The 22378-nt window shown below is 72.2% G+C and carries 19 protein-coding genes and 3 pseudogenes; 9 read left to right on the top strand and 13 right to left on the bottom strand.

Features of this window, described 5'->3' with window-relative positions; genetic code table 11:
* The 3 genes and pseudogenes from ABZ154_RS27735 to ABZ154_RS27725 all read right to left on the bottom strand — a co-directional run.
* Nucleotides 1–179, bottom strand: a pseudogene (locus ABZ154_RS27735) (MarR family transcriptional regulator); the annotation flags it as partial.
* 733 nt (nt 180–912) lie between these two features.
* Nucleotides 913–1494, bottom strand: coding sequence for an HD domain-containing protein (locus ABZ154_RS27730; protein ID WP_356836995.1), 582 nt, complete (start codon nt 1492–1494; stop codon nt 913–915).
* Between the two features lie 12 nt (nt 1495–1506).
* Nucleotides 1507–2556 (bottom strand): helix-turn-helix domain-containing protein, encoded by a 1050-nt coding sequence (locus ABZ154_RS27725; RefSeq protein ID WP_356836993.1) that lies wholly within the window; start codon nt 2554–2556, stop codon nt 1507–1509.
* Nucleotides 2557–2757: 201 nt separating this feature from the next.
* On the opposite strand from ABZ154_RS27725, the gene ABZ154_RS27720 reads away from it, so the two are divergent.
* A complete protein-coding gene (locus ABZ154_RS27720; RefSeq protein WP_356837003.1) occupies nt 2758–2910 on the top strand; it encodes a hypothetical protein in 153 nt (50 codons plus the stop codon).
* Nucleotides 2911–3052: 142 nt separating this feature from the next.
* Nucleotides 3053–3226, top strand: a pseudogene (locus ABZ154_RS27715) (methyltransferase); the annotation flags it as partial.
* A gap of 131 nt (nt 3227–3357) precedes the next feature.
* Here the strand turns inward: ABZ154_RS27715 and ABZ154_RS27710 are convergent.
* The 4 genes from ABZ154_RS27710 to ABZ154_RS27695 form a co-directional block, all read right to left on the bottom strand.
* Nucleotides 3358–3702, bottom strand: a complete 345-nt coding sequence (locus ABZ154_RS27710) for a hypothetical protein (protein ID WP_356836991.1) — start codon at nt 3700–3702, stop codon at nt 3358–3360.
* A 140-nt stretch (nt 3703–3842) separates the two neighbouring features.
* On the bottom strand, nt 3843–5231 hold the full coding sequence (locus ABZ154_RS27705; RefSeq protein ID WP_356836989.1) for a cytochrome P450: 1389 nt from the start codon (nt 5229–5231) through the stop codon (nt 3843–3845).
* 274 nt (nt 5232–5505) lie between these two features.
* A complete protein-coding gene (locus ABZ154_RS27700) occupies nt 5506–6048 on the bottom strand; it encodes a VOC family protein (protein WP_356836987.1) in 543 nt (180 codons plus the stop codon).
* Nucleotides 6049–6149: 101 nt separating this feature from the next.
* Nucleotides 6150–7268: a citrate synthase 2 gene (locus ABZ154_RS27695; protein WP_356836985.1), complete on the bottom strand. Its 1119-nt coding sequence runs from the start codon at nt 7266–7268 to the stop codon at nt 6150–6152.
* Nucleotides 7269–7553: 285 nt separating this feature from the next.
* Between ABZ154_RS27695 and pdxH the strand changes: the two genes are divergently transcribed.
* Nucleotides 7554–8189: a pyridoxamine 5'-phosphate oxidase gene (gene pdxH / locus ABZ154_RS27690; RefSeq protein WP_356837001.1), complete on the top strand. Its 636-nt coding sequence runs from the start codon at nt 7554–7556 to the stop codon at nt 8187–8189.
* Nucleotides 8190–8578: 389 nt separating this feature from the next.
* On the top strand, nt 8579–10096 hold the full coding sequence (locus tag ABZ154_RS27685; RefSeq protein ID WP_356836983.1) for a PAS domain-containing protein: 1518 nt from the start codon (nt 8579–8581) through the stop codon (nt 10094–10096).
* A gap of 20 nt (nt 10097–10116) precedes the next feature.
* Here the strand turns inward: ABZ154_RS27685 and ABZ154_RS27680 are convergent.
* Both ABZ154_RS27680 and ABZ154_RS27675 read right to left on the bottom strand, forming a co-directional pair.
* Nucleotides 10117–10446: pseudogene (locus ABZ154_RS27680) on the bottom strand (ABC transporter permease); the annotation flags it as partial.
* Nucleotides 10447–10452: 6 nt separating this feature from the next.
* Nucleotides 10453–11208, bottom strand: a complete 756-nt coding sequence (locus ABZ154_RS27675) for an SIS domain-containing protein (protein WP_356836981.1) — start codon at nt 11206–11208, stop codon at nt 10453–10455.
* A 220-nt stretch (nt 11209–11428) separates the two neighbouring features.
* On the opposite strand from ABZ154_RS27675, the gene ABZ154_RS27670 reads away from it, so the two are divergent.
* Nucleotides 11429–12121 carry a metal-dependent transcriptional regulator gene (locus ABZ154_RS27670; protein ID WP_109164245.1) on the top strand — a complete coding sequence of 231 codons (693 nt, stop codon included), beginning with the start codon at nt 11429–11431 and terminating at the stop codon, nt 12119–12121.
* A 651-nt stretch (nt 12122–12772) separates the two neighbouring features.
* Nucleotides 12773–13681, top strand: a complete 909-nt coding sequence (locus tag ABZ154_RS27665) for an alpha/beta hydrolase (protein ID WP_356836978.1) — start codon at nt 12773–12775, stop codon at nt 13679–13681.
* A 25-nt stretch (nt 13682–13706) separates the two neighbouring features.
* Here ABZ154_RS27665 and ABZ154_RS27660 read toward each other — a convergent pair whose 3' ends face one another.
* The 3 genes from ABZ154_RS27660 to ABZ154_RS27650 all read right to left on the bottom strand — a co-directional run bounded on the left by ABZ154_RS27660 (nt 13707) and on the right by ABZ154_RS27650 (nt 16946).
* Nucleotides 13707–15344, bottom strand: coding sequence for a transporter (locus tag ABZ154_RS27660; RefSeq protein ID WP_356836976.1), 1638 nt, complete (start codon nt 15342–15344; stop codon nt 13707–13709).
* On the bottom strand, nt 15341–16198 hold the full coding sequence (locus tag ABZ154_RS27655) for an ABC transporter ATP-binding protein (protein WP_356836974.1): 858 nt from the start codon (nt 16196–16198) through the stop codon (nt 15341–15343). The genes ABZ154_RS27660 and ABZ154_RS27655 overlap by 4 nt, the downstream gene beginning before the upstream one ends.
* A gap of 61 nt (nt 16199–16259) precedes the next feature.
* The gene (locus ABZ154_RS27650) at nt 16260–16946 is read right to left on the bottom strand and encodes a bifunctional DNA primase/polymerase (protein WP_356836999.1); all 687 of its coding nucleotides are present in this window, start codon (nt 16944–16946) and stop codon (nt 16260–16262) included.
* 280 nt (nt 16947–17226) lie between these two features.
* On the opposite strand from ABZ154_RS27650, the gene ABZ154_RS27645 reads away from it, so the two are divergent.
* Both ABZ154_RS27645 and ABZ154_RS27640 read left to right on the top strand, forming a co-directional pair.
* Entirely contained in the window at nt 17227–18609 is a 1383-nt protein-coding gene (locus ABZ154_RS27645) for a transcriptional regulator (RefSeq protein WP_356836972.1), read from the top strand.
* Between the two features lie 250 nt (nt 18610–18859).
* Entirely contained in the window at nt 18860–20434 is a 1575-nt protein-coding gene (locus ABZ154_RS27640) for a hypothetical protein (RefSeq protein ID WP_356836970.1), read from the top strand.
* A gap of 30 nt (nt 20435–20464) precedes the next feature.
* On the opposite strand, the gene ABZ154_RS27635 is transcribed toward ABZ154_RS27640, so the two are convergent.
* Nucleotides 20465–21745, bottom strand: coding sequence for an ABC transporter substrate-binding protein (locus ABZ154_RS27635; RefSeq protein ID WP_356836968.1), 1281 nt, complete (start codon nt 21743–21745; stop codon nt 20465–20467).
* A 174-nt stretch (nt 21746–21919) separates the two neighbouring features.
* Between ABZ154_RS27635 and ABZ154_RS27630 the strand changes: the two genes are divergently transcribed.
* Nucleotides 21920–22366, top strand: coding sequence for a hypothetical protein (locus ABZ154_RS27630; protein ID WP_018510773.1), 447 nt, complete (start codon nt 21920–21922; stop codon nt 22364–22366).
* Nucleotides 22367–22378: the final 12 nt, after the last annotated feature.

The following is a 22378-nucleotide window of genomic DNA, read 5'->3' as shown; positions in this document are numbered from 1 at the left end:
GGAAGGCGGTCGACGAAGGCGGCGACGTACCGCTCACGCACAGGCAGCAGGCTGAAGTCGTGCGGCATGCGTGGGCGTTGGTCCGGCGCCGTGCGCTTGCCGTAGCCGGGCTTCGCCATCGGGTACGCGGTGGACCGTGCGGCGGTGCGCAGGTCAGGACTAAGGTGCTGGGTAGCCACGGGATCGACCTTCTGCTTAGCGATCTTGCGGTCAGACCCCGGCCTGGTGTGCCAACACCGTGTCGGGGTCGATTGGTTCTCGAACCGTAAGCAGTCGTGACGCTGCGCCGCAAGCTGTCACGATTAGTCATACTTGCTGGCCGTGACGGGGCGGGGAGGTAGGGAAGGTTTTCCCAACCCCCTCTTCTTACCTGCCGGTTAAAGAAGGCGCTCGGATCCCGGGTCTCGCATTCCGACGCCCGAGTCCCGGAACCCGGGCTTCGGGCCGGGACCCCGCCCACGTACCCCCGCAAGAGTGAACCGGCCGGTCCCGAACCTCGGCGGCCGAAGCTTGAGACCCGAGACCCGAAACCCGAGCCTCGGACGAGCGAGGAGCACTCCGGCCGGTGAGCACCCGGCACGGCTAGCGGAACACCCCCGCACGCGCGGGCCCGCCAGCAGCGCTCGTGCGATCTTGACTGCCCCCCCGCAGCGCGCAATCTGGGCGACGTTCGGAAGCCGCCCAGGACAACAGCGCGCAGGCCGTCGCCCACCCAGGGGGCATGGCCCTCCGGTGCTCGCGGGCTCCAATTCCATCGCATCTCCGAGTGCGGTGCTGCGGCGACTACGACTACGGGAGCGGAAGGGGCCGGGGCAAGCGCGCATAGTGCGTACCTGGTCAGCCTCTACGAAAAGCGCCGGGATTGTGGGTGGACGAGACCCGGAACTACGCCACGCGGGCCCTGAACCTGGGCTATTCCCCGCCCTCCCCGAGGGCGGTGCGCAGCCAGTCAAGTGATCCTTGCGCCAAGAGCTCGTCGGCCAGCCGGTTCGCGGTCCCCGTGACGAGACGGCCGCGGCTGTTGTCGATCCACCGCTGGGCGTTCTCGTAGCCCTGCGCCTTGTACTCGATGCCCTGGAGCAGGCACTCCAGCTTGTCCGCGTCGCGAGCGCAGACCGCTTCCGGCGACTTCTTCGCCTCATACTCCGCGACCAGCTCGCGAACCGCCGAGGCCAGCACCTCGGGCATGCCCGTCGTCTGGTCGGCCGTGACTTCCTGCGGGTCGCCGACGGGCGCGTACTTCCTTCCGAGGTGGTTCACGTCCCCGGTCCGGCTTTCCTGCGTGTCGTGCCAGACGGCGAGGTAGGCGGCCCGGGCAGGGTCGGCGCCCTCCAGCTTCGCGATGATCGTGGCGATCAGTGCCGTACGCCACGAGTGCTCGGCAACACTCTCGGGGTCACGGACCCCGGCCATCCACCAGCCGGTGCGCCGTGTCTGCTTGAGCGTGCCCGCCTCGTACAGGAAACGGCCCACCGCGGACAGGTCGTCAGCCACGATCCCCTCCTCTCACGCCTCGGCGAGGCGGATTGCGTACCGGATGCCCTCCAACTCCCGGCGCGATCGCGCCGACAGCTCCCGACCATCCAACATCACAGGAATGGCTGCGCGTAGTTCGTTGCCCATCACGGTTCCGGGCCGCAGCAGGTTCGGGCGGGCGGCGACCAACGCCCACAGGGTGTGGACGTTCAGATCGAAGAATCCGTGGTCCGGAGCCAAGCCCCGCACGAGGTGACGCATCAGTCTGTCGCCAGGCCACGGGCCTGGGTTCGTTTCGGCGATGAAGTCGTCGGACAGCTGGACATACGGTGCCTCTCCGATCCAGTACGCCCAGTAGTTGAGGTTCGCTGCCTCGCCCGCGTCGTCATCGGTGAGGGCCGTGGTGATGAAGTGCTCCATCCGATCCCGATCGCCCTGCCTGGCGGCGACGGCCGCGACCGAACGGGCGTTGAGCCAGCCGGTCAGCCAGCCGTCCGGGCGCTCGGCCCGCTGCTGTTGGGCCAGCCACTCGGAAGTGTCGGATGCGGCGTCGTACCCGGCCAGGTAAAGGGCCTGGCGGCGTAGCAGAAAGCGGTCCCTGCCATGCGCCTGCTCCGTCGCCTGGCGCATGCGGGAAAAGAAGCGACTACGGTCCGCAGCGGGGAGCTCCGGTCCTCGCGGTACGGGGCCCCGGCGTGGTCGCGGTGGGTCGGGCAGCGTGCGCAACGGTGTTGGAGTCACGCCGTTGAGCGGCCAGGACAGCACCTCGACCAGCTCGCGCTGCATGACCCACGCACCGAGCGGGCTGTCACGGGCGGGTACTTCCTCGTCGAGAGCCGCTGCCAGCAGTACGTCGGCCTCCATGGCCCGTTCCAGAGTCAGGAGCAGGGCCGGCGCACTGCCCAGCTGTAAGAGCTGGTGGCGGTATACGAGCATCTGCCCGACCGGTACAGCGATCAGGGGGCGGCGTCCCGACTCCCAGCCTGCGACGGTGTCGGACGAAAGTCGCAGCTGCTCCGCGAGGGAATCCTGGGTGTGGCCCAACTGCTCGCGAATCAGGCGAAAAACGTACCCGGACACGGTGCCGCCACGGCTCTTCTGCGGCCTTCCCCGACCACTGGTCAGGGAAGTGCGTGAGCCGTTGTCCTTGGTGTCCCCCCTTGCCGGTCGGCCGCAGCCGGACACCCGTACTCGCGGTCAGTTCAAGCGGCGGTCCCTGCTCCCTACCCTCGTAGCCACAGTGACGACCAGGCAACTGAGCGTAGTGGAAGGGCGTGTGTCGTGACGATGACGATCAAGGTGTACGAAGTGGACCGCACGGGCATCACCCAAGTGATCCGTCCGGAAGTCGAAGTGGTGCCACTGGACAGACCGGAGTATGCGCCCGAATACCCCGCTTGCGAATGCCCCACCTGTTCCGAGGTCGTTTGGTGAAGGCCACCTCCCCAGGTGACACCGCCTACAAGACCTGGCTCGGGCACACCCAGCACTGCCCCACCTGTCTTGCCGGGGCTTCGTGTCCGACGGCCGTCAAGCTCGGCCGGGTCTGGCGGGAGGCCCGCAGGTGAGGTGTTAGGAGGTGTGGCAGTACGGGCCCGGGTTCCTGTGGGAGGAGATCGAACAGGTCTGGTGGGAGTACGGGACGGTCGGGCGGCCCGACGCCGGACAGTTCGGGCTCACCGTGACCGACCGGGGGCAGCAGGTCTGGCTGCGGGACCCGCGCGAAGTCATCCGACCTGCCAGGGCATAGGAGTTACCGCCTGACTACAGATCGGATGAGATCGGCCCTCCTCGTCGCACCCTCGTCGTACCGGCCTCGGTCAGGGGAGTCGCAAGCCGTGGCGAGGCCGGTGGGCGCCGGAGCGGGCCGGCCTTCCGGGGTCAGGCGCTGCTGACGCCGCTCGCGGTGCCCTGGGCGCGCCGTTCGGTGGCGTAGCGGTACAGGGCACCGAGAGCGAAGGCTTGGACGACGGCACCGATCGGGATGCCTATCAGGCCTACGGGACCCGCGAAGGTGAACAGAGCGGTGAACAGAAGCGAGGTCGGGGCGGTGGCCAGGATGGCCCACACGCCGGCGAAGCTGGCGTCTCCGGAGGAGGAGGCGGAGAAGGTGTCTGCGGCGACCCACAGGCACACTCCGAGCACGATGCCCAGGTAGCCCAGAGCCAGGGGGTTCACCAGGTAGTGGCGGAGGGTCTGCGGCAGCGAACGAGAGGTCTTGGCCATGTCGGTTCTCCCTGGGACGGCGGTATGCCCGGTGCGGTGGTTGTTCTGTCAACGACCGCAACTCTGCCGTCCGCTGTCACCCGCCACATGAGTTGCCGTACTCACGTTCGTACCCATGAGCCATCCCGGAGACCCTTCGCTCAGGGCCGTCGGACGGGGTCAGCTTGTTCACCGTGTGCCGGCCCGGGAACGGGCGGGTGCGGCTCACGGGGTGCGGCCATCATGGTCAGGCCCTTGGGCATGGGGGTGAGTTCCAGGCTGACCCGGACGGTCCTGCCGGGCGGCGTCATGTGGAGCGTCCGCGAGCGGACCAGGCTCGCCAGCGCGACGGGCGTCAGGATCTCGGAGGCTGCGGCGCCGGGGCAGTACCGCGGACCGAGCCCGTAGGGGAGCAGGGCGGCGGGGGAGAGCTGAGGGTGTGCCTCGGGCGACCAGCGCAGCGGGTCGAACTCCTCAGGCCGCGCGTACCGGGCAGGGTCACGACGCAGTGCGCCCAGGGGCAGGGTCACCAGGGCGCCGGCGGGTACCGGCTGCTCGCCCACGTACGTCGCGTGGCGGGGTCGGCGTACCAGGAAAGGGATGCCGTGGAGTCGCGTGACCTCCCTGACGAAGCCGGCGGTACGGGGCATCAGGTCGGGCCGGACCGCATCGGCCGGGGCGCCGGTGCCCAGGACGGCGTCGGCCTCGGCCCGGATGGCCGCCTGGTGGTCGGGGTGGCGGCCCAACTCGTAGCAGGCCCAGGCGAGTGTCGAGGCCGTGGCCTCGATACCGGCGAACAGCAGCGCCCGCAGGTCTTGGAGGGCCGCGTCCGGCCGGTTGTCGGACGAGAGTTTGAGCAGGGAGACGACGTCGTTTCCGTCCGCGTCCGGCCGGTGGCGTGCATACACCTCCCGGGCAGCTTCGTTCAGCGTCCCCAAGGCACGGTGGAAAGCCCGGCCCCGTGGCGTGGGCACCCAGGGCCACGGCGACAGCGCGTACCTCCAGAACACCCCTGCGGACAGCACGGAACGTGCTTGTGCGAGCCCGGCCAGCATGTCCGGGGAGATGCCGCTGTTCAGCACGGTCTCGATGACGAGTCCCGCCACGATGCGGCTCATCTCGACGGGGATGTCGACCGGGCGGTCGGCGGGAAGCCCGGCGAGCAGGGCCTCGGTGCTGTCCCGTACGGACGGTCCCAGAGCCGTCAGACGGGGCGCCGCGAGCGCCGGCTTCATCAGCGCGCGCCGGTCCCGGTGGGCCTGGCCCTCGGATCCGGAGAAACCGTTCCCGGTGAAGTCCCGCAGGCACGGGTCCGCGCTCCAGGCCTGGAAGATGTCCTCCCCACAGCCGACTTTACGGATCAGCGACGGGTCGTTGACCTGGAAGGCGACCGCTGGTCCGGCCTTCGTCCTGGCGACGGGACCTGCCTGACCGAGGCGCACCGCGATATTCGCCGGATCGAGCCAGAATCGCAGCGTGCGGGAGTGCGCGACGCGCGTCTCCTCCCCCGATGCCGGGCATCTCCCGGGGCCGCCGCCCTCTTCGATCATGTCTACCAAGCCTCCTGGGCCTTCGCGGGCGTCGACCACCATGTTTTCCGCCTCTCGCGACAACGAGTCGGACGCGGACGGCGTTACGTGTGCTCGGTGCTCGGTGCTCGGTGCTCGGTGCTCGGTGCTCGGTGCTCGGTGCTCGGTGCCCGGCCGTGGGGCATGACGAGCGGGCCGCCGACGCCTGGCGGACCAGCCCCGCAGGCGCGGGGACCATACCGCCCCCGCCCCCAAGGACGCCGTGCCCTTCAGCTGAACGAACGGACCCGCGCGTCTACGACGCCACGTCCGGCTCCCCCGTGCCCGCCGCCTCCCGGCGGTCCGGCTCCACCGCGTCCGCCGCGGTCAGCCGGTCCTGCGTCCTGAAGTCCCGGGCCTGCTCCGCCACCCACTCGGGGCTGATCGCCGGTGTCTCGCCCGGGACCTGGTCGCTCACGAACAGGCAGAACGGGTGGCCCACCGGATCGAACAGCACCCGTACGTCGTGCTGCGGCTGGAACTCCGCCGGTGTCGCGCCCTCCGCCACCGCGTGGGCCACCCCCGCCTCCAGGTCCGTCACCTCGAAGTCCAGGTGCAGCATCATCAGCTGGTCGCCGGGGGAGGCGGGCCAGACGGGGGGCACGTACGGCTTCGACGTCTGGAAGCCCAGGCCCGAGCCGCCGCCCGGTGGGAGGAGCTTCACCCAGTCCGGCTCCTCCTGCACCGGCTCCCACCCCAGGAGGCGGCGGTAGAAGTCCGCCAGCTCCGCCGGGTCCGGGGCGTCGATCACCGTGCTGGACAGGGTCAGGGTCGGCCGCAGCGGTCGGGGCGTGGTCACGGTGAGCCTCCTCGGTCGGAGACGCGCAAGGGGTGGTGCGCCTCTGATGTGCCGGTACGAGTACCCCGTGCCGGCACATCCAACATCCCCGGCCCCCGCACTCAGCCCGCGAGGTCCGCGATGTCCGTGATGTTGGCGTATCCGTCGATCTCACGCGGGTTCCGCGTGCCGGGGCCGATGTACGTGGCCGACGGGCGGACCAGGCGGCCCGTGCGCTTCTGCTCCAGGATGTGCGCCGACCAGCCCGCCGTACGGGCACACGTGAACATCGACGTGAACATGTGCGCCGGGACCTCCGCGAAGTCCAGCACGATCGCCGCCCAGAACTCCACGTTCGTCGCCAGGACGCGGTCCGGACGCCGCGCGTGCAGCTCCTCCAGCGCGGCCTTCTCCAGCGCCTCCGCCACCTCGAAGCGCGGCGCGGCCAGCTCGCGGGCCGTGCGGCGCAGGACGCGGGCGCGCGGGTCCTCCGCCCGGTAGACGCGGTGGCCGAAGCCCATCAGGCGCTCGCCCCGGTCGAGGGCACCCTTCACATACGCCGTCGCGTCCCCGGTACGTTCGATCTCCTCGATCATGCCGAGCACCCGCGACGGGGCGCCCCCGTGCAGCGGGCCCGACATCGCGCCCACCGCGCCGGACAGCGCGGCCGCGACGTCCGCACCCGTCGACGCGATGACCCGGGCCGTGAACGTCGAGGCGTTCATGCCGTGCTCGGCCGCCGACGTCCAGTACGCGTCCACCGCCTTGACGTGCTTCGGGTCCGGCTCGCCGCGCCAGCGGATCATGAACCGCTCCACCACGGACTGCGCCTTGTCGATCTCGCTCTGGGGCACCATCGGCCGTCCCTGGCCGCGGGCCGACTGGGCTACGTACGACAGCGCCATCACCGCGGCCCGCGCCAGGTCGTCCCGTGCCGTCGCCTCGTCGATGTCCAGCAGCGGCTTGAGGCCCCAGACGGGGGCCAGCATCGCGAGCGCGGACTGTACGTCGACCCGGATGTCACCCGAGTGCACCGGGATCGGGAACGGCTCGGCCGGCGGCAGCCCGGGGTTGAACGCCCCGTCCACCAGCAGGCCCCACACATTGCCGAAGGAGACGTGACCGACCAGGTCCTCGATGTCGACCCCCCGGTAGCGGAGCGAACCACCTTCCTTGTCCGGTTCGGCGATCTCCGTTTCGAACGCGACGACTCCCTCAAGACCGGGTACGAAGTCGGACATCAGGCGGCTCCCTCAGTTCGGCGGCGGATGGGCTGCGGCCGCTGCGGCCACTCCCGTACGGACGCCGCGGCTGTGCGAAGGCCACAGGGGCCCGCCCCAAGATATTGGCGGGTTCCCACGGAGCGGGGAAGCGTGACATCCGGCACAGGACCCCATTTCAGCGGTGCGTGGTTACCGGCCCTCCCCGCCGGGCACACTGCGTCGCTGCGGCAGGATGGGCCCGTGCCCACACCAGAAGGTTCTTCGGGACCTCTCCCCGACGATTCCACCATCGATCCCGCGGCCATGCGCGAGCAGTACCGCTCGGAGGACTTCCTGGAGTCCGACCTCAGCCCCGACCCGATGGACCAGTTCGCCCGCTGGTTCGGCCAGGTCGCCGCGGGCGGCGTGCTCCACGAGCCCAACGCCATGGTCGTCTCCACCGCCACACCGGACGGCCGCCCCTCCTCGCGTACGGTCCTGCTGAAGCAGTACGACGACCGGGGCTTCGTCTTCTTCACGAACTACGGCTCCCGCAAGGGCCGCGAGCTGGCCGCCAACGGTCACGTCTCGCTCCTCTTCCCCTGGCACCCGATGGCCCGCCAGGTGATCGTCACCGGCACCGCCTCCCGGGTCTCCCGCGAGGAGACCGTCGGCTACTTCCGTACCCGCCCGCACGGCTCCCAGCTCGGCGCCTGGGCCAGTGACCAGTCCACTGTGATCGGCTCCCGCGAGGAGCTCATCGAGCGGTACGAGGAGCTGGCCGCGCGCTACCCGGAGGGCGAGAAGGTGCCCGCCCCGCCGGACTGGGGCGGCTTCCGCGTCGTCCCGGAGACCATCGAGTTCTGGCAGGGGCACGGGAACCGGCTGCACGACCGGCTGCGGTACGTGAGGGGCGGCGATGCGGCCTCCGGGTGGCGGGTTGAGCGGCTCTGCCCGTAGGGCGCTCGTGTCCTGCGGAAACACCCGGAAAACGCAGAAACCCGCAGGCTCTGGGTCCTCCGTGCACGAAGGAGCCGGCCGGACTTACCGGCGAGCCTGCGGGTCGGTGACTGCTGGGGATTGGCCGGTGTCCGGCCATGCACTGTGAAAGTGCGTGACGACGGGCGTCAGCCCGCAGTCACCTCACGAGTCCGAGAAGAAATCACTTCCGGAACACCTCCTTTCCTGTGTGCTCACAAGCCTACGAGCGGTCCCGGCGGCCGTTCAACCCATTTATTTGGCGAAGTGGGCTGTGCGCTGGGTCACGTTCGAGTTGAATGGTCTGACGTGCAGCAATACGCGCGGTGACGCGCGGGGAAACAGCCGACACGTTCTGCGGGGGGTACGGAGTGAGTGCTTCCAGGAGCAGCGGTACCACCGACGCGCTCGGACCCGACGAGGGAGCCGGGGGCACGGGGGAGCCCGTGCGCCCCGAGCCGCCCGCCTCCGGCGGTGACGGCGGCGGCAGTGGCAGGGGCAGCGACGGCGACGGAGGGGCTCCCGCCGCCGACTCCGGGGCCGAGCTGCTCGCCGCCCTCCTCGACGGCATGGACGCGGCGCTCTGCGCCTTCGACGCGGGCGGCGTGGTCACGCACTGGAACCGCGAGGCCGAGCGCATCCTCGGCTGGTCCGCGCAGGAGGCCGTGGGGCGTGCGGGCTTCGCCGGGTGGGCGGTGCGCCGGGCCGACGCGCACGAGGTGCAGGGGCGGCTGATGGCCGCCATGGACGCACCCGGGCGCCAGGTCCACGAGTTCGCGCTGCTGCGTAAGGACGGCAGCCGGGTGCTCGTGCGGACCCAGTCCGCCCGGGTGCTGGGCGCCGGCGGCAAGCCGGCCGGGGTGTACTGCGCGTTCAGCGAGGTGCACGCCCAGATCGACCTGGAGCGGGCCATCGCGCTGAGCGAGGCGCTGCTGGAGGACGCGTCCTGGGGCGTGGTGCTCGTCGACGTCGACCTCCGCCCGACCGTGCTCAACGCGTACGCCTCCCGCGCGCTCGGCGGCGGCCGCACCGCCCTCCTCGGCCGGCCGCTCGGTGAGCTGGTGGTCCAGGGGGTGGAGGAGCTGGAGGCGGCCCTGCAACACGTGCTCGCCGAAGGCGCGCCGGGTGCCCCGGCCGAGCTGTGGGTGACGTTGCGTACGGCGGAGGGCGAGCGGCGGCGGTGCTGGCGCAGCGGGTTCCTGCGGCTGGCCTCGCCGCTGGCGGAGGAGCCCGTTCCGCTCGGGGTGGGGTGGCTCTTCCGGGATGTCACCGCCGCCAAGCTCGCGCAGCAGGAAGCCGACCGGCTGCGGTTCCGGACGAGTCAGCTGCACCGGGCGGTGCGTACGGCCTCCGAGTGCGAGGACCCGATGGAGGCGGTGACGTCCCTGCTCGACTTCGCGCAGGCCGGGTTCGCCGACCACGTGCTCCTCGACCTGACGGCGGGCGGCCCGGCGGCGGGCGAGGTGATGGAGGGCGAGCGCCTGGTGCGTACCGCCGCCACGCCCTCGGACGCGCCCGGTCCGTGTCTGCTGGTCGCGGGCGGCTCGATCCCGGTCCGTTACGGGCCCGGGCACCCGGCCCTCCAGGCCGTCGAGCGGACGGGCTCGGTCCGTACGAGTGCGGGCGCCGGGGACGCCGGAGGGGCGGCCTGGGCGGCGGAGCGCCGCTGGCCCCGGGACGCGGCCCACGCCCTGTGCACGGTGCTCCGGAGCCGGGGGCGGACGCTGGGCGTGCTGACGTTCCTGCGCGCGGCGAACCGGACCGCCTTCGAGCGCCCGGACACGGCGTACGCGGAGACCGTGGCGGCCCGGGTCGCGGGGGCCGTCGACCTGGCGCGGGCGGTGGGGGCGGGGGGAGTAGCCGGGCCGCCCGGTCCGGTGGGGGCCTAACGGCCCCCTGGACGCCGTTCCGTCAGCGCCTTGATCCGGCGGCGGCCCCGCACCGCCGCGTCGTGCGACCGCTCGCAGATCGACGTCGGGTGGCTCTCGAAGCCCAGCAGGCGCTTCGTGCCCTCCCAGCCGATCAGGGCGGAGCGTTCGATCTCCGGGCCGAGCGGGAGCGGGGCGAGGATGCCGGTGACCGTGGAGTACCGGTCGCCTGTCCATGCCTGCTGCCCGGGCTTGGTGCTGCCCAGGCGTTCGGCCGGGACGTGGCCGAGCACGGCCGAGGGGGAGCGGCCGGTCGCCGCGTTGAGCCAGCCGCCGCTGCTGACCTCGCCGCGCGGGCCGCGGAGCAGGTCGGGGACTCAGTGGCGGTAGAAGATCCGCTCCCGGTACTCCGTCATGACCCGGCCGTTCCAGTCGTGGCCGCCGTCGACGTTCCCCGAGCGCAGGAGCGGCGGTTCGATGCCACGGGCCACCAGTTGTCCGGCCGCCGCCGCCATCATCGACTGCATGATCGCGCTGGTGACGACGGTGGAGGCCGGGGCGAAGGGGGCCTCGATGCCGGGGGCGCTCAGCTCCGCGTCCCCGATCGCGATCTTGCTGTCCAGGACGATGTCGCAGTGGTCGCGCAGGAAGCCGCCCGAGGTGTGCCGGGAGCGGGTGTTCTCCGCGTACGCGACCGAGGTGACGCCGATGACCTTCAGCCCGAGCGCGCGGGCGTTCTGGGCCATCTCGACCGGGAGCGCGTTGCGGCCGGAGAGCGAGATGATGACGAGGACGTCGCCGGCGGTCGCGGGGCTGGAGTCCAGGACCGCCGAGGCCAGGCCGTCCACCCGCTCCAGGGCGGAGCCGAGCGTGGCGGGCATGACGTCCACGCCGGTGGTGCCGGGCACCGTGAGCAGGTTCATCAGGGCCAGCCCGCCCGCCCGGTACACGACGTCCTGGGCGGCGAGGGAGGAGTGCCCGGCGCCGTACGCGAAGAGCCGGCCGCCCGCCTCGACCGTGTCGGCGATGGCCGCCCCGGCGGCCGCGATGGTGCCCGCCTCCTCGTCCCGTACCCGCTGGAGCAGGCCGATCGCCGCATCGAAGAACTGACCGGCCAGCTTGCTGTCGCTCATCGAGGAGAGCCCTTTCGACGGGATTGCGCGGGGTTTCGGCGAGGTGGGAACGGCTGTGCCGCCGATCACGTTGCGGTCTGGACCAGCGGCCTGTCAATAGCGCCTGGCGGCCTCCGTCGTACCGCCTTCGCCCGGCGCGGCACGGTTGTCGGCACTATGCGTCAGAATTGGTGCAGGGCCATCGCACGACGATTTTCTGTCACAGCATCGAGGGGCACGTATGTCCGGACTGATCGACACCACGGAGATGTATCTCCGCACCATCCTCGAACTGGAAGAGGAAGGCGTGGTCCCCATGCGCGCCCGTATCGCTGAACGGCTGGACCAGAGCGGTCCGACGGTCAGTCAGACGGTGGCCCGCATGGAGCGCGACGGGCTGGTCCAGGTCGCGGGGGACCGCCACCTGGAGCTGACCGAGGAGGGCCGGCGCCTGGCCACCCGCGTCATGCGCAAGCACCGGCTCGCCGAGTGCCTGCTGGTCGACGTGATCGGCCTGGAGTGGGAGCAGGTCCACGCCGAGGCCTGTCGCTGGGAGCACGTGATGAGCGAGGCCGTGGAGCGGCGGGTGCTGGAGCTGCTGCGGCACCCGACGGAGTCTCCGTACGGCAATCCGATCCCGGGCCTGGAGGAGCTGGGCGAGAAGGCCGAGGCCGACCCGTTCCTGGACGACTCCATGGTGAGCCTGGCCGAGCTCGACCCGGGCGCGGAGGGCAAGACCGTGGTCGTGCGGCGGATCGGGGAGCCGATCCAGACGGACGCCCAGCTGATGTACACGCTGCGGCGGGCCGGGGTCCAGCCCGGGTCCGTGGTCAGCGTGACGGAGTCACCGGGTGGGGTGCTGGTCGGGTCCAGCGGGGAGGCGGCGGAGCTGGACGCGGACGTCGCTTCGCACGTGTTCGTCGCCAAGCGCTGACGCCTTCGGCGCCTTCGGCCCGCGAACCCCTGGGGGCCTGGCCGGGGCGCCGCTCCCCGGGGCGAGGGTTCCGTCCTCGGACGCCGGACGGGCTGGAAAGGGCGGAATCGCAGCGGGCGGGCGGATCGCGTGCCAGGCTGAGGCCAGGCATATGACCTGAGGGTGCCGGACCGGATGCGGCCGGCACGGTCGGGGAGGGAGCAGGGAATGCGCCCGTCTTACCGGCACGCCCGCCGACCGGCGGCTGCCACGGTCCCGTATGCCCTGGTCAGGGGTGATGCCGTCCTGGTCAGGAGCGGTCCGGCAACGGCTCCGGCGTCCTCCTCCATCGTTGTCGTGGACAGGGGGCGACCCCGGCGCCCGGAGGCGCCGGGGTCTGTCCTCCCCTGTGCTGACCTGGAGCCCCGAGCTCTGCAGGTCAATCCCCACGGACCCCTGTCCCCGAGCGGTCCGCCTCCCGTTGGAGATCTCCCCAGGGCGGCCGACGGCAATCCTCCCCGCATGTCACTCGAACGTGGGGTGTTGGGCGGCGAATCCCTGTTTTCGAATAAGAGTTCGATAGTCTGGCGTAACGCGACCACGCGGTGATCCGCGGCCTCGCGGTGATCGAGGGCCCATGGTGATCGAGGACCAGAAGGGGGTGCCAGGACTATGGTGCGGCGCATCGATGTGACCGGATCCGACGGCGTACGCCTCGCGGCGTGGGAGTTCGCGGATCCGCCCAAGGAGCGTGCGGGGACGGGCGGTGCGGGAGCGGACCGCACCCCTGGGGTCTTACTGCTGCACGGGCTGATGGGCCGGGCCTCCCACTGGGCCCCCACCGCCCGCTGGCTCTCCGAGCGGTATCGCGCGGTCGGCCTCGACCAGCGCGGCCACGGCCGCAGCGACAAGCCCGCCGGAGGCCCGTACACCCGCGACGCGTACGTCGCCGACGCCGAGGCCGCGATCGAACAGCTCGGCCTCGGACCCGTCACCGTCGTCGGCCACGCCATGGGAGCGCTCACCGGCTGGCAGCTCGCCGCCAAGCGCCCCGACCTGGTCCGCGCCGTCGTCATCTGCGACATGCGGGCCTCCGCCCTCGGGGCGGCCTCGCAGCGCGAGTGGAGCGACTGGTTCGAGTCCTGGCCGCTGCCCTTCGCCACCCTCGCCGACGTGCGGAAGTGGTTCGGCGAGGACGACCCCTGGGTGGAGCGGCCGAACCCCTCGCGCGGCGCGTTCTACGCCGAGGTGATGGCGGAGACGGAGGACGGCTGGCGCCCGGTCTTCTCCCGCAGTCAGATGCTCCGTTCCCGCGCCACCTGGGTCTACGACGCGCACTGGGAGGAGCTGGCCCAGGTGCGGTGCCCCGTCCTGGTGCTGCGCGGGCTCGACGGGGAGCTGGGGCGGGCCGAGGCGCAGGAGATGGTGCGCGTCCTGCCCCGCGGCCAGTACGCGGAGGTGGCGGACGCCGGCCACCTCGTCCACTACGACCAGCCGGAGGGGTGGCGGGCGGCCGTGGAGCCGTTCCTGGAACAGCTCGCCGAGGACACCCGGGGCGACCGGGAGCCGGTCGCCCCGTAACCTTCCGGGAAGCGCAGGGCGGCGCTCACCCCTTGCTGACCGCCGTCAGGATCTCCGGCAGCCGCTTCGCCGTGCGCGGTGCCGCGATGCGCAGCCCCGCCCACCCGATGAGCGCCCCGTAGAGCGCACCCGCCGGGATCACCAGCCACAGCGCGTTCTGGTGGTCCGCGATGTGCAGCCAGATCGTCAGCGCGATCACCGGGCCGGCCAGCACCGGCGCGGCCAGCATGCCACTGATGATGGAGATCCAGGCCAGCCCGCCCTGCCCCGGCGCCACGTTCTTGAACGCGCCCTCCTGCGGGATCGAGTACGGGAACAGCGCCGAGGCGACCGCCCCGATCGCCAGCATCGCGCCCAACAGCGCGAAGGAGATGCCCAGCACCCCCGGCAGCGCCTGCCAGTGGCCCAGGAGCGCCGCCGTCGCCACGCACACCACCACCGTGTACGGGAGCGTGATCAGCAGCAGGGCCAGGGCCCGCGCCCGCAGTTCGACGTACGCGTCCCGCGTCGAGGAGATCGTCAGGGCGACCATCCAGAAGGCGGAGGTGTCCTGGCCGAACTGGTTGTACATCTGCATGCCGAGCATCCCGGCGGCGAAGCAGGCGAAGTAGATCGAGCCGGTGCCCTGCAACGCGTTGATCAGCGGCACGATCGCGCCGAGGGCCAGCGCCGTCACCCAGGCCGCCTTGGTCTTGGGGTCCCGGGCGATGTACAGCAGGCTGCGGTGCACGACCGTCGCCGTACGCCCCTCCGGCAGCAGCCCGGAAAGACCCGTGCGGCCCGACTCCTTGCGGGTCGGCGCCGCGGCGGCCAGCGTGGAGCCGTCCGGGGCGGTCATCAGCTTCACCAGCCCCCGCTGCCACAGCCACACCAGCGCCACCAGGGCCACCACCGTGATCAGCAGCTGGAGGACGGCCACCCCGTACGAACCCTTTGACGCCGCGTCCACCGCCGCTGTCGCGGAGGCGCCGGGCAGCCACCGGGCCACGCGCCCGGCCGGCTCCAGCGCGGAGAGACCGCCGGACTGACCGAGCCGCTGAGCGCCGAAGTTGACGAACTGGATGCCCACCGCGATCACCAGACCGCTCAGCACCGCCAGGTCACGGCCCTTGCGGGAGTTGAGCAGCCGTACGTTGGCGGTGGCGACGGCCCGGGACAGCGCCACGCAGAGCAGCAGCGTCAACGGGACCGCGAGCACCGCGAACAGCACGCCCGCCGGCCCGTGCGCCAGCGCGAGGACCGAGCCGAGCACCAGGCAGAGGGTGAACAGCGGCCCGATGCCGATCATCGAGGAGACCAGCAGCGCCCGGACCAGCGGCTGCGGCCGCAGCGGCAGCATCACCAGCCGGGTCGGGTCGAGGGTGTCGTCCCCGCTCGGGAAGAAGAGCGGCAGCACCGCCCAGCCGAGCGCCACGACGGCCGTCAGCAGCACCACGACCGTGCCCGCTTGCGTGTTCCCGCGCAGCAGGACGAGCCCGAGGACCTGGCCCGCAGCGAGCAGCAGTGTGAAGACGAGGGAGACGATGTACGCCGCCTTGCGCCCGGACGACTGCCGCAGCCCGTTGCGCAGGAGCGTCAGCTTGAGCCGTACGAAGACGGGGGTCAGACCCGTCGTCGGCGCGGCCGGGGCGGCGGCGGTGACGGGAGTGTCCAGCACGCTCATCGGGTGCCGCCCAGCCAGTCGAGGGAGTCGCCGGTGGTGTCCCGGCCGCCCGCGCCGACCAGTTCGAGGAAAGCATTCTGCAGCGACGGGGCGTCACCGCGGACCTCCTCCAGCGTGCCCTGCGCCTTGATCCGGCCCGCCGCCATCACGGCCACCCAGTCGCAGAGCGACTCGACGAGTTCCATGACATGGCTGGAGAAGACCACGGTCGCCCCGGACCGGGTGTAGCGCTCCAGCACGCCCCGGATCGTCTGGGCCGAGACCGGGTCCACGCCTTCGAACGGCTCGTCCAGGAAGAGCACTTCCGGGTTGTGGAGGAGGGCGGCGGCGAGCCCGATCTTCTTCCGCATGCCGGTCGAGTAGTCGACGACCAGCTTGTGCTGCGAGCCCGCGAGACCCAGGACGTCGAGCAGCTGGGCCGCCCGCTTGTCGACCTCGTCGCCCGGCAGGCCGCGCAACCGCCCGTTGTAAGCCAGCAGTTCGCGCCCCGACAGCCGCTCGAACAGCCGCAGCCCCTCGGGCAGCACCCCGATCCGGGACTTCACGGCGACCGGGTCCGTCCACACGTCGTGGCCCGCGACCTCGATCTTCCCCATGTCGGGCCGCAGCAGCCCGGTGACCATGGAGAGCGTCGTCGTCTTGCCCGCCCCGTTGGGCCCCACCAGGCCGATGAACTTTCCGGCCGGCAGCTCCAGATCGATCCCCGAGACGGCGACCTGTTCCCCGAACCGCTTCCACAGCCCCTGGACGCGCACCGCGGAGGGCGCGGTCCGCGCCCCGCCCGCCGTCGCGTCCGTTCCCGTACGCACGTCGTGCGTGTCCGTCACGTCACGTGCATCTGCCTGGTCCGGCATGGCACAGCCTTTCGATATCCCCGCTAGGTGGGGACCACCCTACGAAAGGCCCCTCCCGGCCCTAGGAAGCGCGGGTGCGGGCGTCCGCCGTCTCGCGTGCGCAGGCGTACGCCAGCGGGCTGATCAGCTCGTCCACATCGGGCAGCCACCGGTTGACGTGGCTGGGCCTACGGGCCCACTGCACGGCCCCGCGGCCGCCGACCCGGGTGGGCGGGGCGGCGATGTAGTGGCCCTCGCCGCGGCCGGTCAGGTCGATCGCCTCGGCGTTCCAGCCGAGCGCGCGCACCAGCTCGGAGGCCTTGGCGGCCGCGCCGGGCAGCACGAGGAAGAACATCCGGCGGTCCGGAGTGCAGGTGACCGGGCCGAGCGTGAGGTCCATCCGCTCCATCCGGGCCAGCGCCAGGAAGCCGGCCGACTCGGGGACCTCCAGGGCGTCGAAGGCGCGGCCCGTCGGCAGGAGCACCGAGGCGCGCGGCTGCCTGGACCACATGCGCCGGGCGGCGGCCCCGCTGCCGGTCGCCTGGCCCGCCCAGTCGGGCCGGTCCGCGTGGGCGCCGGGCAGCGGGCAGGCCACCGCACCGCAGGAGCAGTGCTCCCTGCCCTCCACCGCCTCCAGCCAGGTGCCGGGGAACACGTCCCAGTGGCGCTCTTCCGCGTACCGCACCGCGGCGTCGAGCAGGTGCTCGCCCCGCTGCTGGGGGACCTGTGCGGCTTCCGTGACTCCGATGGGCTCTTCCACGCCCAGCACAACTCCCGGCACCACCCGGGGTTACGGGGGCGCGGAGCCCGGTCACGGTGCATCGATCCTGCACGCGGGGCGCATCGGAGCACGGGCGGGGGCGCGCGTGAGGCGGTGCGACGAAGGGCGGGTAGAGCCCAGCAGGGCCGGGCAACTCGCCGTGCCCGTACCGAATGCCGATGGAATATGCGCATTTCTTGTGCAGGTGACGGGCAGTGATCCTTCCATCCGTCACCGCGTATCCGTGTATCTGGGGATCCAGGTATTTCCGACTGTTCCAGGGGGAAATATGGCAGCAAGGCCTCTCACAGCCCGCCAGCCCAACGAACGGCTCCAGACGCTCATCCAGGAAGCCGCCTGTTCCAACGCGGGCCTCGCGCGCCGCGTCAACATGGTCGGGGCCGAGCGCGGCCTCGACCTGCGGTACGACAAGACGTCCGTGGCCCGCTGGCTGCGCGGACAGCAACCCCGGGGCCGGGCCCCGGGCATCATCGCCGAGGCGCTCGGCCGCAAGCTGGGCCGTACGGTCACGATCGACGAGATCGGCATGGCCAACGGCAAGAACCTGGCCTCCGGTGTGGGCCTCCAGTACGCGCCGACCGTCGCCGGGGCGATCGAGCAGGTCTGCGAGCTCTGGCGCAGCGACGTCGGCCGCCGCGATCTGCTCACCGGGTCCGCCGTCGCCGCCTCCGCGCTGGTCGAGCCCAGCCGCGACTGGCTGATCTCCGGCAAGGACCCCCAGGTCGAACGGATCGCCGGGGCCCGGGTCGGGACGGCGGACGTGGCGGCGGTGCAGGCGATGACGACCGCCCTCACCGACCTCGACCACCGCTTCGGCAGCGGCCATGTCCGGCCGGTGCTGGTGCACTACCTCAACAGCGTGGTCTCCGGCCTGCTTTCGGGGGCGTACCGCGAACGGGTCGGCCGCGAGCTGTTCGCCGCGGTCGCCCGCCTCACCGAACTCGGCGGCTACATGGCGGTCGACACCGGTCAGCCCGGCCTCGCCCAGCGCTACTACATCCAGGCACTGCGGCTCGCCCAGGCCGCCGGGGACCGGGCGTACGGCGGCTATGTGCTGGCCGCATCCATGAGCCACCTCGCCGCGCAGCTCGGCAACCCGCGCGAGATCGCCCAACTCGCCCGCGCCGCCCAGGAAGGGGCCCGCGGCCAGGTCACCCCCCGCGCCCAGGCGATGTTCTACGCGGCGGAGGCGCGGGGCCACGCGCTGCTCGGGGACGCCCGGACCTGCCAGGTGGTGATGGGGCGGGCGGTCGCCGCGCTGGAGCAGGCCGATCCGGAGACGGGCGACGACCCGGACTGGATCGCCCACTTCGACCACGGGTACCTCGCGGACGAGCTGGCCCACTGCCACCGGGACCTCGACCAGGCGCCGGAGGCCGCGCGCCGGGCGAAGGAGGCGCTGGCCGCCCTGCCGGAGACCCGGGCCAGGCGCCGGGGCATCGGGCTCGTGCTGCTCGCCTCGGCCCAGGTGCAGCAGCGCGAGGTGGAGCGCGCCTGCCACACGGGGACGCGGGCGATGGAGCTGCTCGGGACGGTGCGCTCCAGCCGGGGCGCCGAGTATCTCGACGACCTCCAGCAGCGGTTGGCGCCGTACGGGCAGGAGCCCGCGGTCCGGGAGTTCGGCGAGCGCCTGGAGCTCCAGGCGGCGTGAGGGGCGAGCGGCTGGAGGGGCCAGGTGGTGCGAAGCACGGGGTGAAGGCCGGCGCGGAGAGGGCGGCCGGCAGTCCGGTGGGCCTGCTCGCGGGGTCTCGCGGCGGGCCGGCTGTTAACAGCGTTCCGCGGACGCTGGGTGTTACCCGCCCTGTGAAGGGGTGGTGAGGGGGACCACGCGCTTGGCGGAGGCGGACGACCACCCGATAGCGTGAGCCGACGATTCCGTTGGTTCACACGTAGGAGTCCCGGTGACGCAGAGCGGACAGGGCGGCGAGCAGCAGCTTCCCGCTGGACGACCCGCGCACGAAGGTGTCGTGCTGCCCTCCGACGGCGGTGCCCCCTGGATCCCGGGGGCGCCCACCGGCGGCCAGGCCGACCAGGGCGGCCGGCCGGCCGGCCAGGCGGTTCCCGCGGGCGGGCAGCCGTGGGGCCAGCCCTGGGGGCCGCAGTCCGACGCCCCGGGGCAGCCGGGCGGCGCCCAGGCGCCGGGGGCGTACGGGTACCCGCCGCAGCAGGCGCAGCCGCTGCCGCCCGCTCAGGGCCAGCAGCAGTACGGCCAGGGGCAGGCGCCGGGGTACGACCAGTCGTACGGCCAGGGCGGCGCGGGGGAGTACCGGCAGACGCAGCAGCCACAGCACTCCGACCCGTACCAGCAGCAGCATCAGCAGTACCCGCCGCAGCAGTACCAGTCCCAGCAACCCCAGCCGTACGCCCAGCCGCTGCCGCCCGAAGCCGGGTCCCGGGCCGGTCACGGCGGGGGCCCGGGCGGGGAGGCCGACGCCACGCAGTACATCGCGCCGGTCCCCGGCGGGCCCGGCCCCGCCGGTCTGCCGCCGCAGCCGGGCGGGGACGCGGACGCCACGCAGTACATACCGCCGGTGCCCGGAGGAGCCGCGTACGGGGTCGGGCCGGGCGCGCCGGACGACCGGCAGCCGCCCGCGGAGTTCGACAACCTGTTCCGTGCGGAGGGGCCCGCGGGCGCCACCCAGCAGATGCCGCAACCGCAGTACAACCAGCAGCAGCCGCCGCCCCAGTCCCAGCCCCAGCAGGGCTACGGGTACCCGGGCCCGGGCGGCCAGTTGCCGCCCCAGGCTCCGCAGGGGGCCTACCAGCCGGGGCTCCGGGGTCCCCGTGGCGGCGACGGTGCCGCCGAGCCGCCCCTGTACGACGGCGGCGGCGACGCCCCCCGCAGACGCTCGGCCCACATCCCGCTCATCGCCGCGGTCGTCGTCGGCTGCGCGGTCGTCGGGCTCGGCGCGGGCGCCCTGCTCAGCGGTGGCGACGACCCGGTCAAGGACGACAAGCAGCCGGTCGCGTCGCAGAGTTCACCGGTCACCACCCCCACCACGAAGGCGGCCGTCGACCCCGCCAAGCCGCAGGCCGAGGCGCTGGACAAGCTGCTCGCCGACAGCAACAACAGCCGTGCCGCCGTGATCAGCGCCGTCGAGAAGATCAAGTCCTGCAAGAACCTGGACCAGGCGAACACCGACCTCAAGGGCGCCGCCCAGCAGCGCCGCGACCTGGTGACCCGGCTGGAGGCGCTCACCCTGGACCAGCTGCCGCAGCACGAGGCGTTGAACTCCTCGCTCACCAGGGCGTGGAAGGCCTCCGCCGCGGCCGATGAGCACTACGCGACCTGGGCCCGGCAGGCCAAGAAGCAGAAGCACGTGTGCAAGGGTGGTCAGGCCCGGTCGACCAACGAGACGGCCCGCGCCAACCAGCAGAGCGGCGTGGCGACCAAGGCCAAGCAGGAGGCCTCCGGGCTGTGGAACGCCATCGCCGAGAAGTACGGCCTGACCAAGCACACCCCCGTGGAGCTCTGACCGGACTTGGACCGGCGGATGCCGGCGGCGTCAGCCGACGGCCCGCCGGGCGTCCGACAGGGCCTCCGTGACATCCACGAAGCCCTTCTTCTGGGCGATGAGCCGCCCTTCGCGGACCACCTGGAAGGTCACGTCCGCGTTGACGATGCGCGGGTAGGGCGAGGTGCCGAGCAGGTCCTTGAAGCGCCAGCGGAGCACCGGGGTCAGACCGCCGGTGTCGACCTCGGTGCCCCGGTTGAGGGCGGAGGTGACCTTGTTGGCGGTGACGGTGTCGTCGTCGATCGCCTCGACGACCGCCCGCAGCGCCGTGTAGGCGATCCAGGTCGTCTGCACGCCCGTGTCGTCCGGGTCGATGCTGTTGTCCCCGAAGGCGTGCTTCCGGATCACCTCGCGCATCCCGTTCCAGCGGGCGTCGCCCGCGTCCGGGTACCAGCCGGTCACGTAGGCCCCCTCGAACGGGCTCGCGCGGCCGCCCGTGCGGTCGATGAGCGGCTGGCTGACGCTGCCGAGCACGGAGGAGATGCTGACCCGCTCGCCCTCCGGCTCCAGTCGGCGGAAGGAGTCGAAGAAGGTCTCCGTACGGGAACCGAGCACCGCCGCGACACAGCTGCCGCCCGCCCGCCGCCGCAGGGCTTTCGTCGCCTGCTCTTCGTAGGAGGTGGCGTTCTCCGGGGCCAGGATGTCGGTGGACCCGGGCCGCTGGGCGGCGAGCAGTCCGGTGTTGAGGAGCTGCGGCATCCGGGCGCCGCCGAGCGAATCGGGCCGCACCAGCGAGACCCGCCGGCAGCCGCCCGCCAGCTGCCGGCCGTGGCCCGCCAGGAGGGCCGACTGGCCGCCGTTGACCGGGTACGAGAGGTAGCTGCGGAACTCCTCGTCGGAGGCGCCGTACCCGCCGATGTACGGGATGCCGCCGGACTCCAGCACCGGGATCGCGCTCTGCCCGTGCCGGCTGTACGAACCGACGACCGCGGCCACCTTCCGGTCCACGGCCTGCCGGGCGCACCGCTCGGCACCCGCCGCGGTGTCGCGCTCGTCGCAGGTGATCACCCGCAGCTCGCGCCCGCCGATGCCGCCCTGCTCGTTGATCCAGCGGGCGTACGTCTTCGCCATCGCGGGGACGCCCGGCATGGTCACGGCGTCGGCGTCGTCCACCTGGTCGGGCGCCCAGGTCATGACGGTGACCGGCTCCCCGGAGCCTCCCGGGCCCCCGGGGAGAACGCCACAGCCGGACAGCAGCAGCACACCGGCCACCGCCGTGCCGATGACGAACTGGAAGGGGCGGGGGAAGGCGGTACGTCTCCGTCCGGTCATGGACAGCAACGCTCCCGCCCCCGGGGTAACGCCACGGTGTGCCGCGTTCAACGCTCGGTGACGGCCAGGTGAATTACGGGGGCCTGTGCGGTCCCGCCGGAAGGGAACGTACGATCGACGACCGTGCAGCAAGGTTCGGAGAACTCTTCCCGTCGCGGCCGTCGCTCCTCCACCATGGGCGTCATGCCGCTCACTGACATGCCGTGGTGGCGCTGGCGCACCAACGTGCGCTCGGCGCTGCACATGCTCTCCGACCCCGTCTTCCACCACGAGTGCTGGCTCGCCGGCCGGGAGGGGTACGGGGACGTCACCGATGCCGTGTACCGCCTGGTCGAGGACACCTGGCTCGACAACTGGTCCGCCGAGAAGTACGTCGGCACCATATTCAGGGACTCCGCCGAGGCGGCCGCCGTCGACACCGCCGCGCTGCGGGTGCTGCGCATCATGCACCAGGTCGGCGCGGACGCCCCCGTCTCCGCCTATCTGGAGCACCACGGCTGGCCGGAGGCGGTCCGCGCGGCGCGCGAGGCGCATGTGATGCTCGCCACCAACGACGCCGAGGACCCGGACATCCCGCCGCGCTCGCTGGACGTCATCCGCATCATGACCAGGGCCGCCTAGTACGCGGCGGCT

Source organism: Streptomyces sp. NPDC006261, assembly GCF_040613515.1.
In the GTDB taxonomy this organism is placed as follows: Bacteria; Actinomycetota; Actinomycetes; order Streptomycetales; family Streptomycetaceae; genus Streptomyces.
This window is presented reverse-complemented; position numbering and strand designations above follow the sequence as displayed.

Excerpts from the sequence above, each read along its gene's own strand:
- ABZ154_RS27710 (WP_356836991.1), bottom strand. The coding sequence starts at position 3,702 with ATGGCCAAGACCTCTCGTTCGCTGCCGCAGACCCTCCGCCACTACCTG.
- ABZ154_RS27705 (WP_356836989.1), bottom strand. The coding sequence starts at position 5,231 with ATGATCGAAGAGGGCGGCGGCCCCGGGAGATGCCCGGCATCGGGGGAG.
- ABZ154_RS27695 (WP_356836985.1), bottom strand. The coding sequence starts at position 7,268 with ATGTCCGACTTCGTACCCGGTCTTGAGGGAGTCGTCGCGTTCGAAACG.
- pdxH (WP_356837001.1), top strand. The coding sequence starts at position 7,554 with ATGCGCGAGCAGTACCGCTCGGAGGACTTCCTGGAGTCCGACCTCAGC.
- ABZ154_RS27675 (WP_356836981.1), bottom strand. The coding sequence starts at position 11,208 with ATGAGCGACAGCAAGCTGGCCGGTCAGTTCTTCGATGCGGCGATCGGC.
- ABZ154_RS27670 (WP_109164245.1), top strand. The coding sequence starts at position 11,429 with ATGTCCGGACTGATCGACACCACGGAGATGTATCTCCGCACCATCCTC.
- ABZ154_RS27665 (WP_356836978.1), top strand. The coding sequence starts at position 12,773 with ATGGTGCGGCGCATCGATGTGACCGGATCCGACGGCGTACGCCTCGCG.
- ABZ154_RS27660 (WP_356836976.1), bottom strand. The coding sequence starts at position 15,344 with ATGAGCGTGCTGGACACTCCCGTCACCGCCGCCGCCCCGGCCGCGCCG.
- ABZ154_RS27655 (WP_356836974.1), bottom strand. The coding sequence starts at position 16,198 with ATGCCGGACCAGGCAGATGCACGTGACGTGACGGACACGCACGACGTG.
- ABZ154_RS27645 (WP_356836972.1), top strand. The coding sequence starts at position 17,227 with ATGGCAGCAAGGCCTCTCACAGCCCGCCAGCCCAACGAACGGCTCCAG.
- ABZ154_RS27635 (WP_356836968.1), bottom strand. The coding sequence starts at position 21,745 with ATGACCGGACGGAGACGTACCGCCTTCCCCCGCCCCTTCCAGTTCGTC.
- ABZ154_RS27630 (WP_018510773.1), top strand. The coding sequence starts at position 21,920 with ATGGGCGTCATGCCGCTCACTGACATGCCGTGGTGGCGCTGGCGCACC.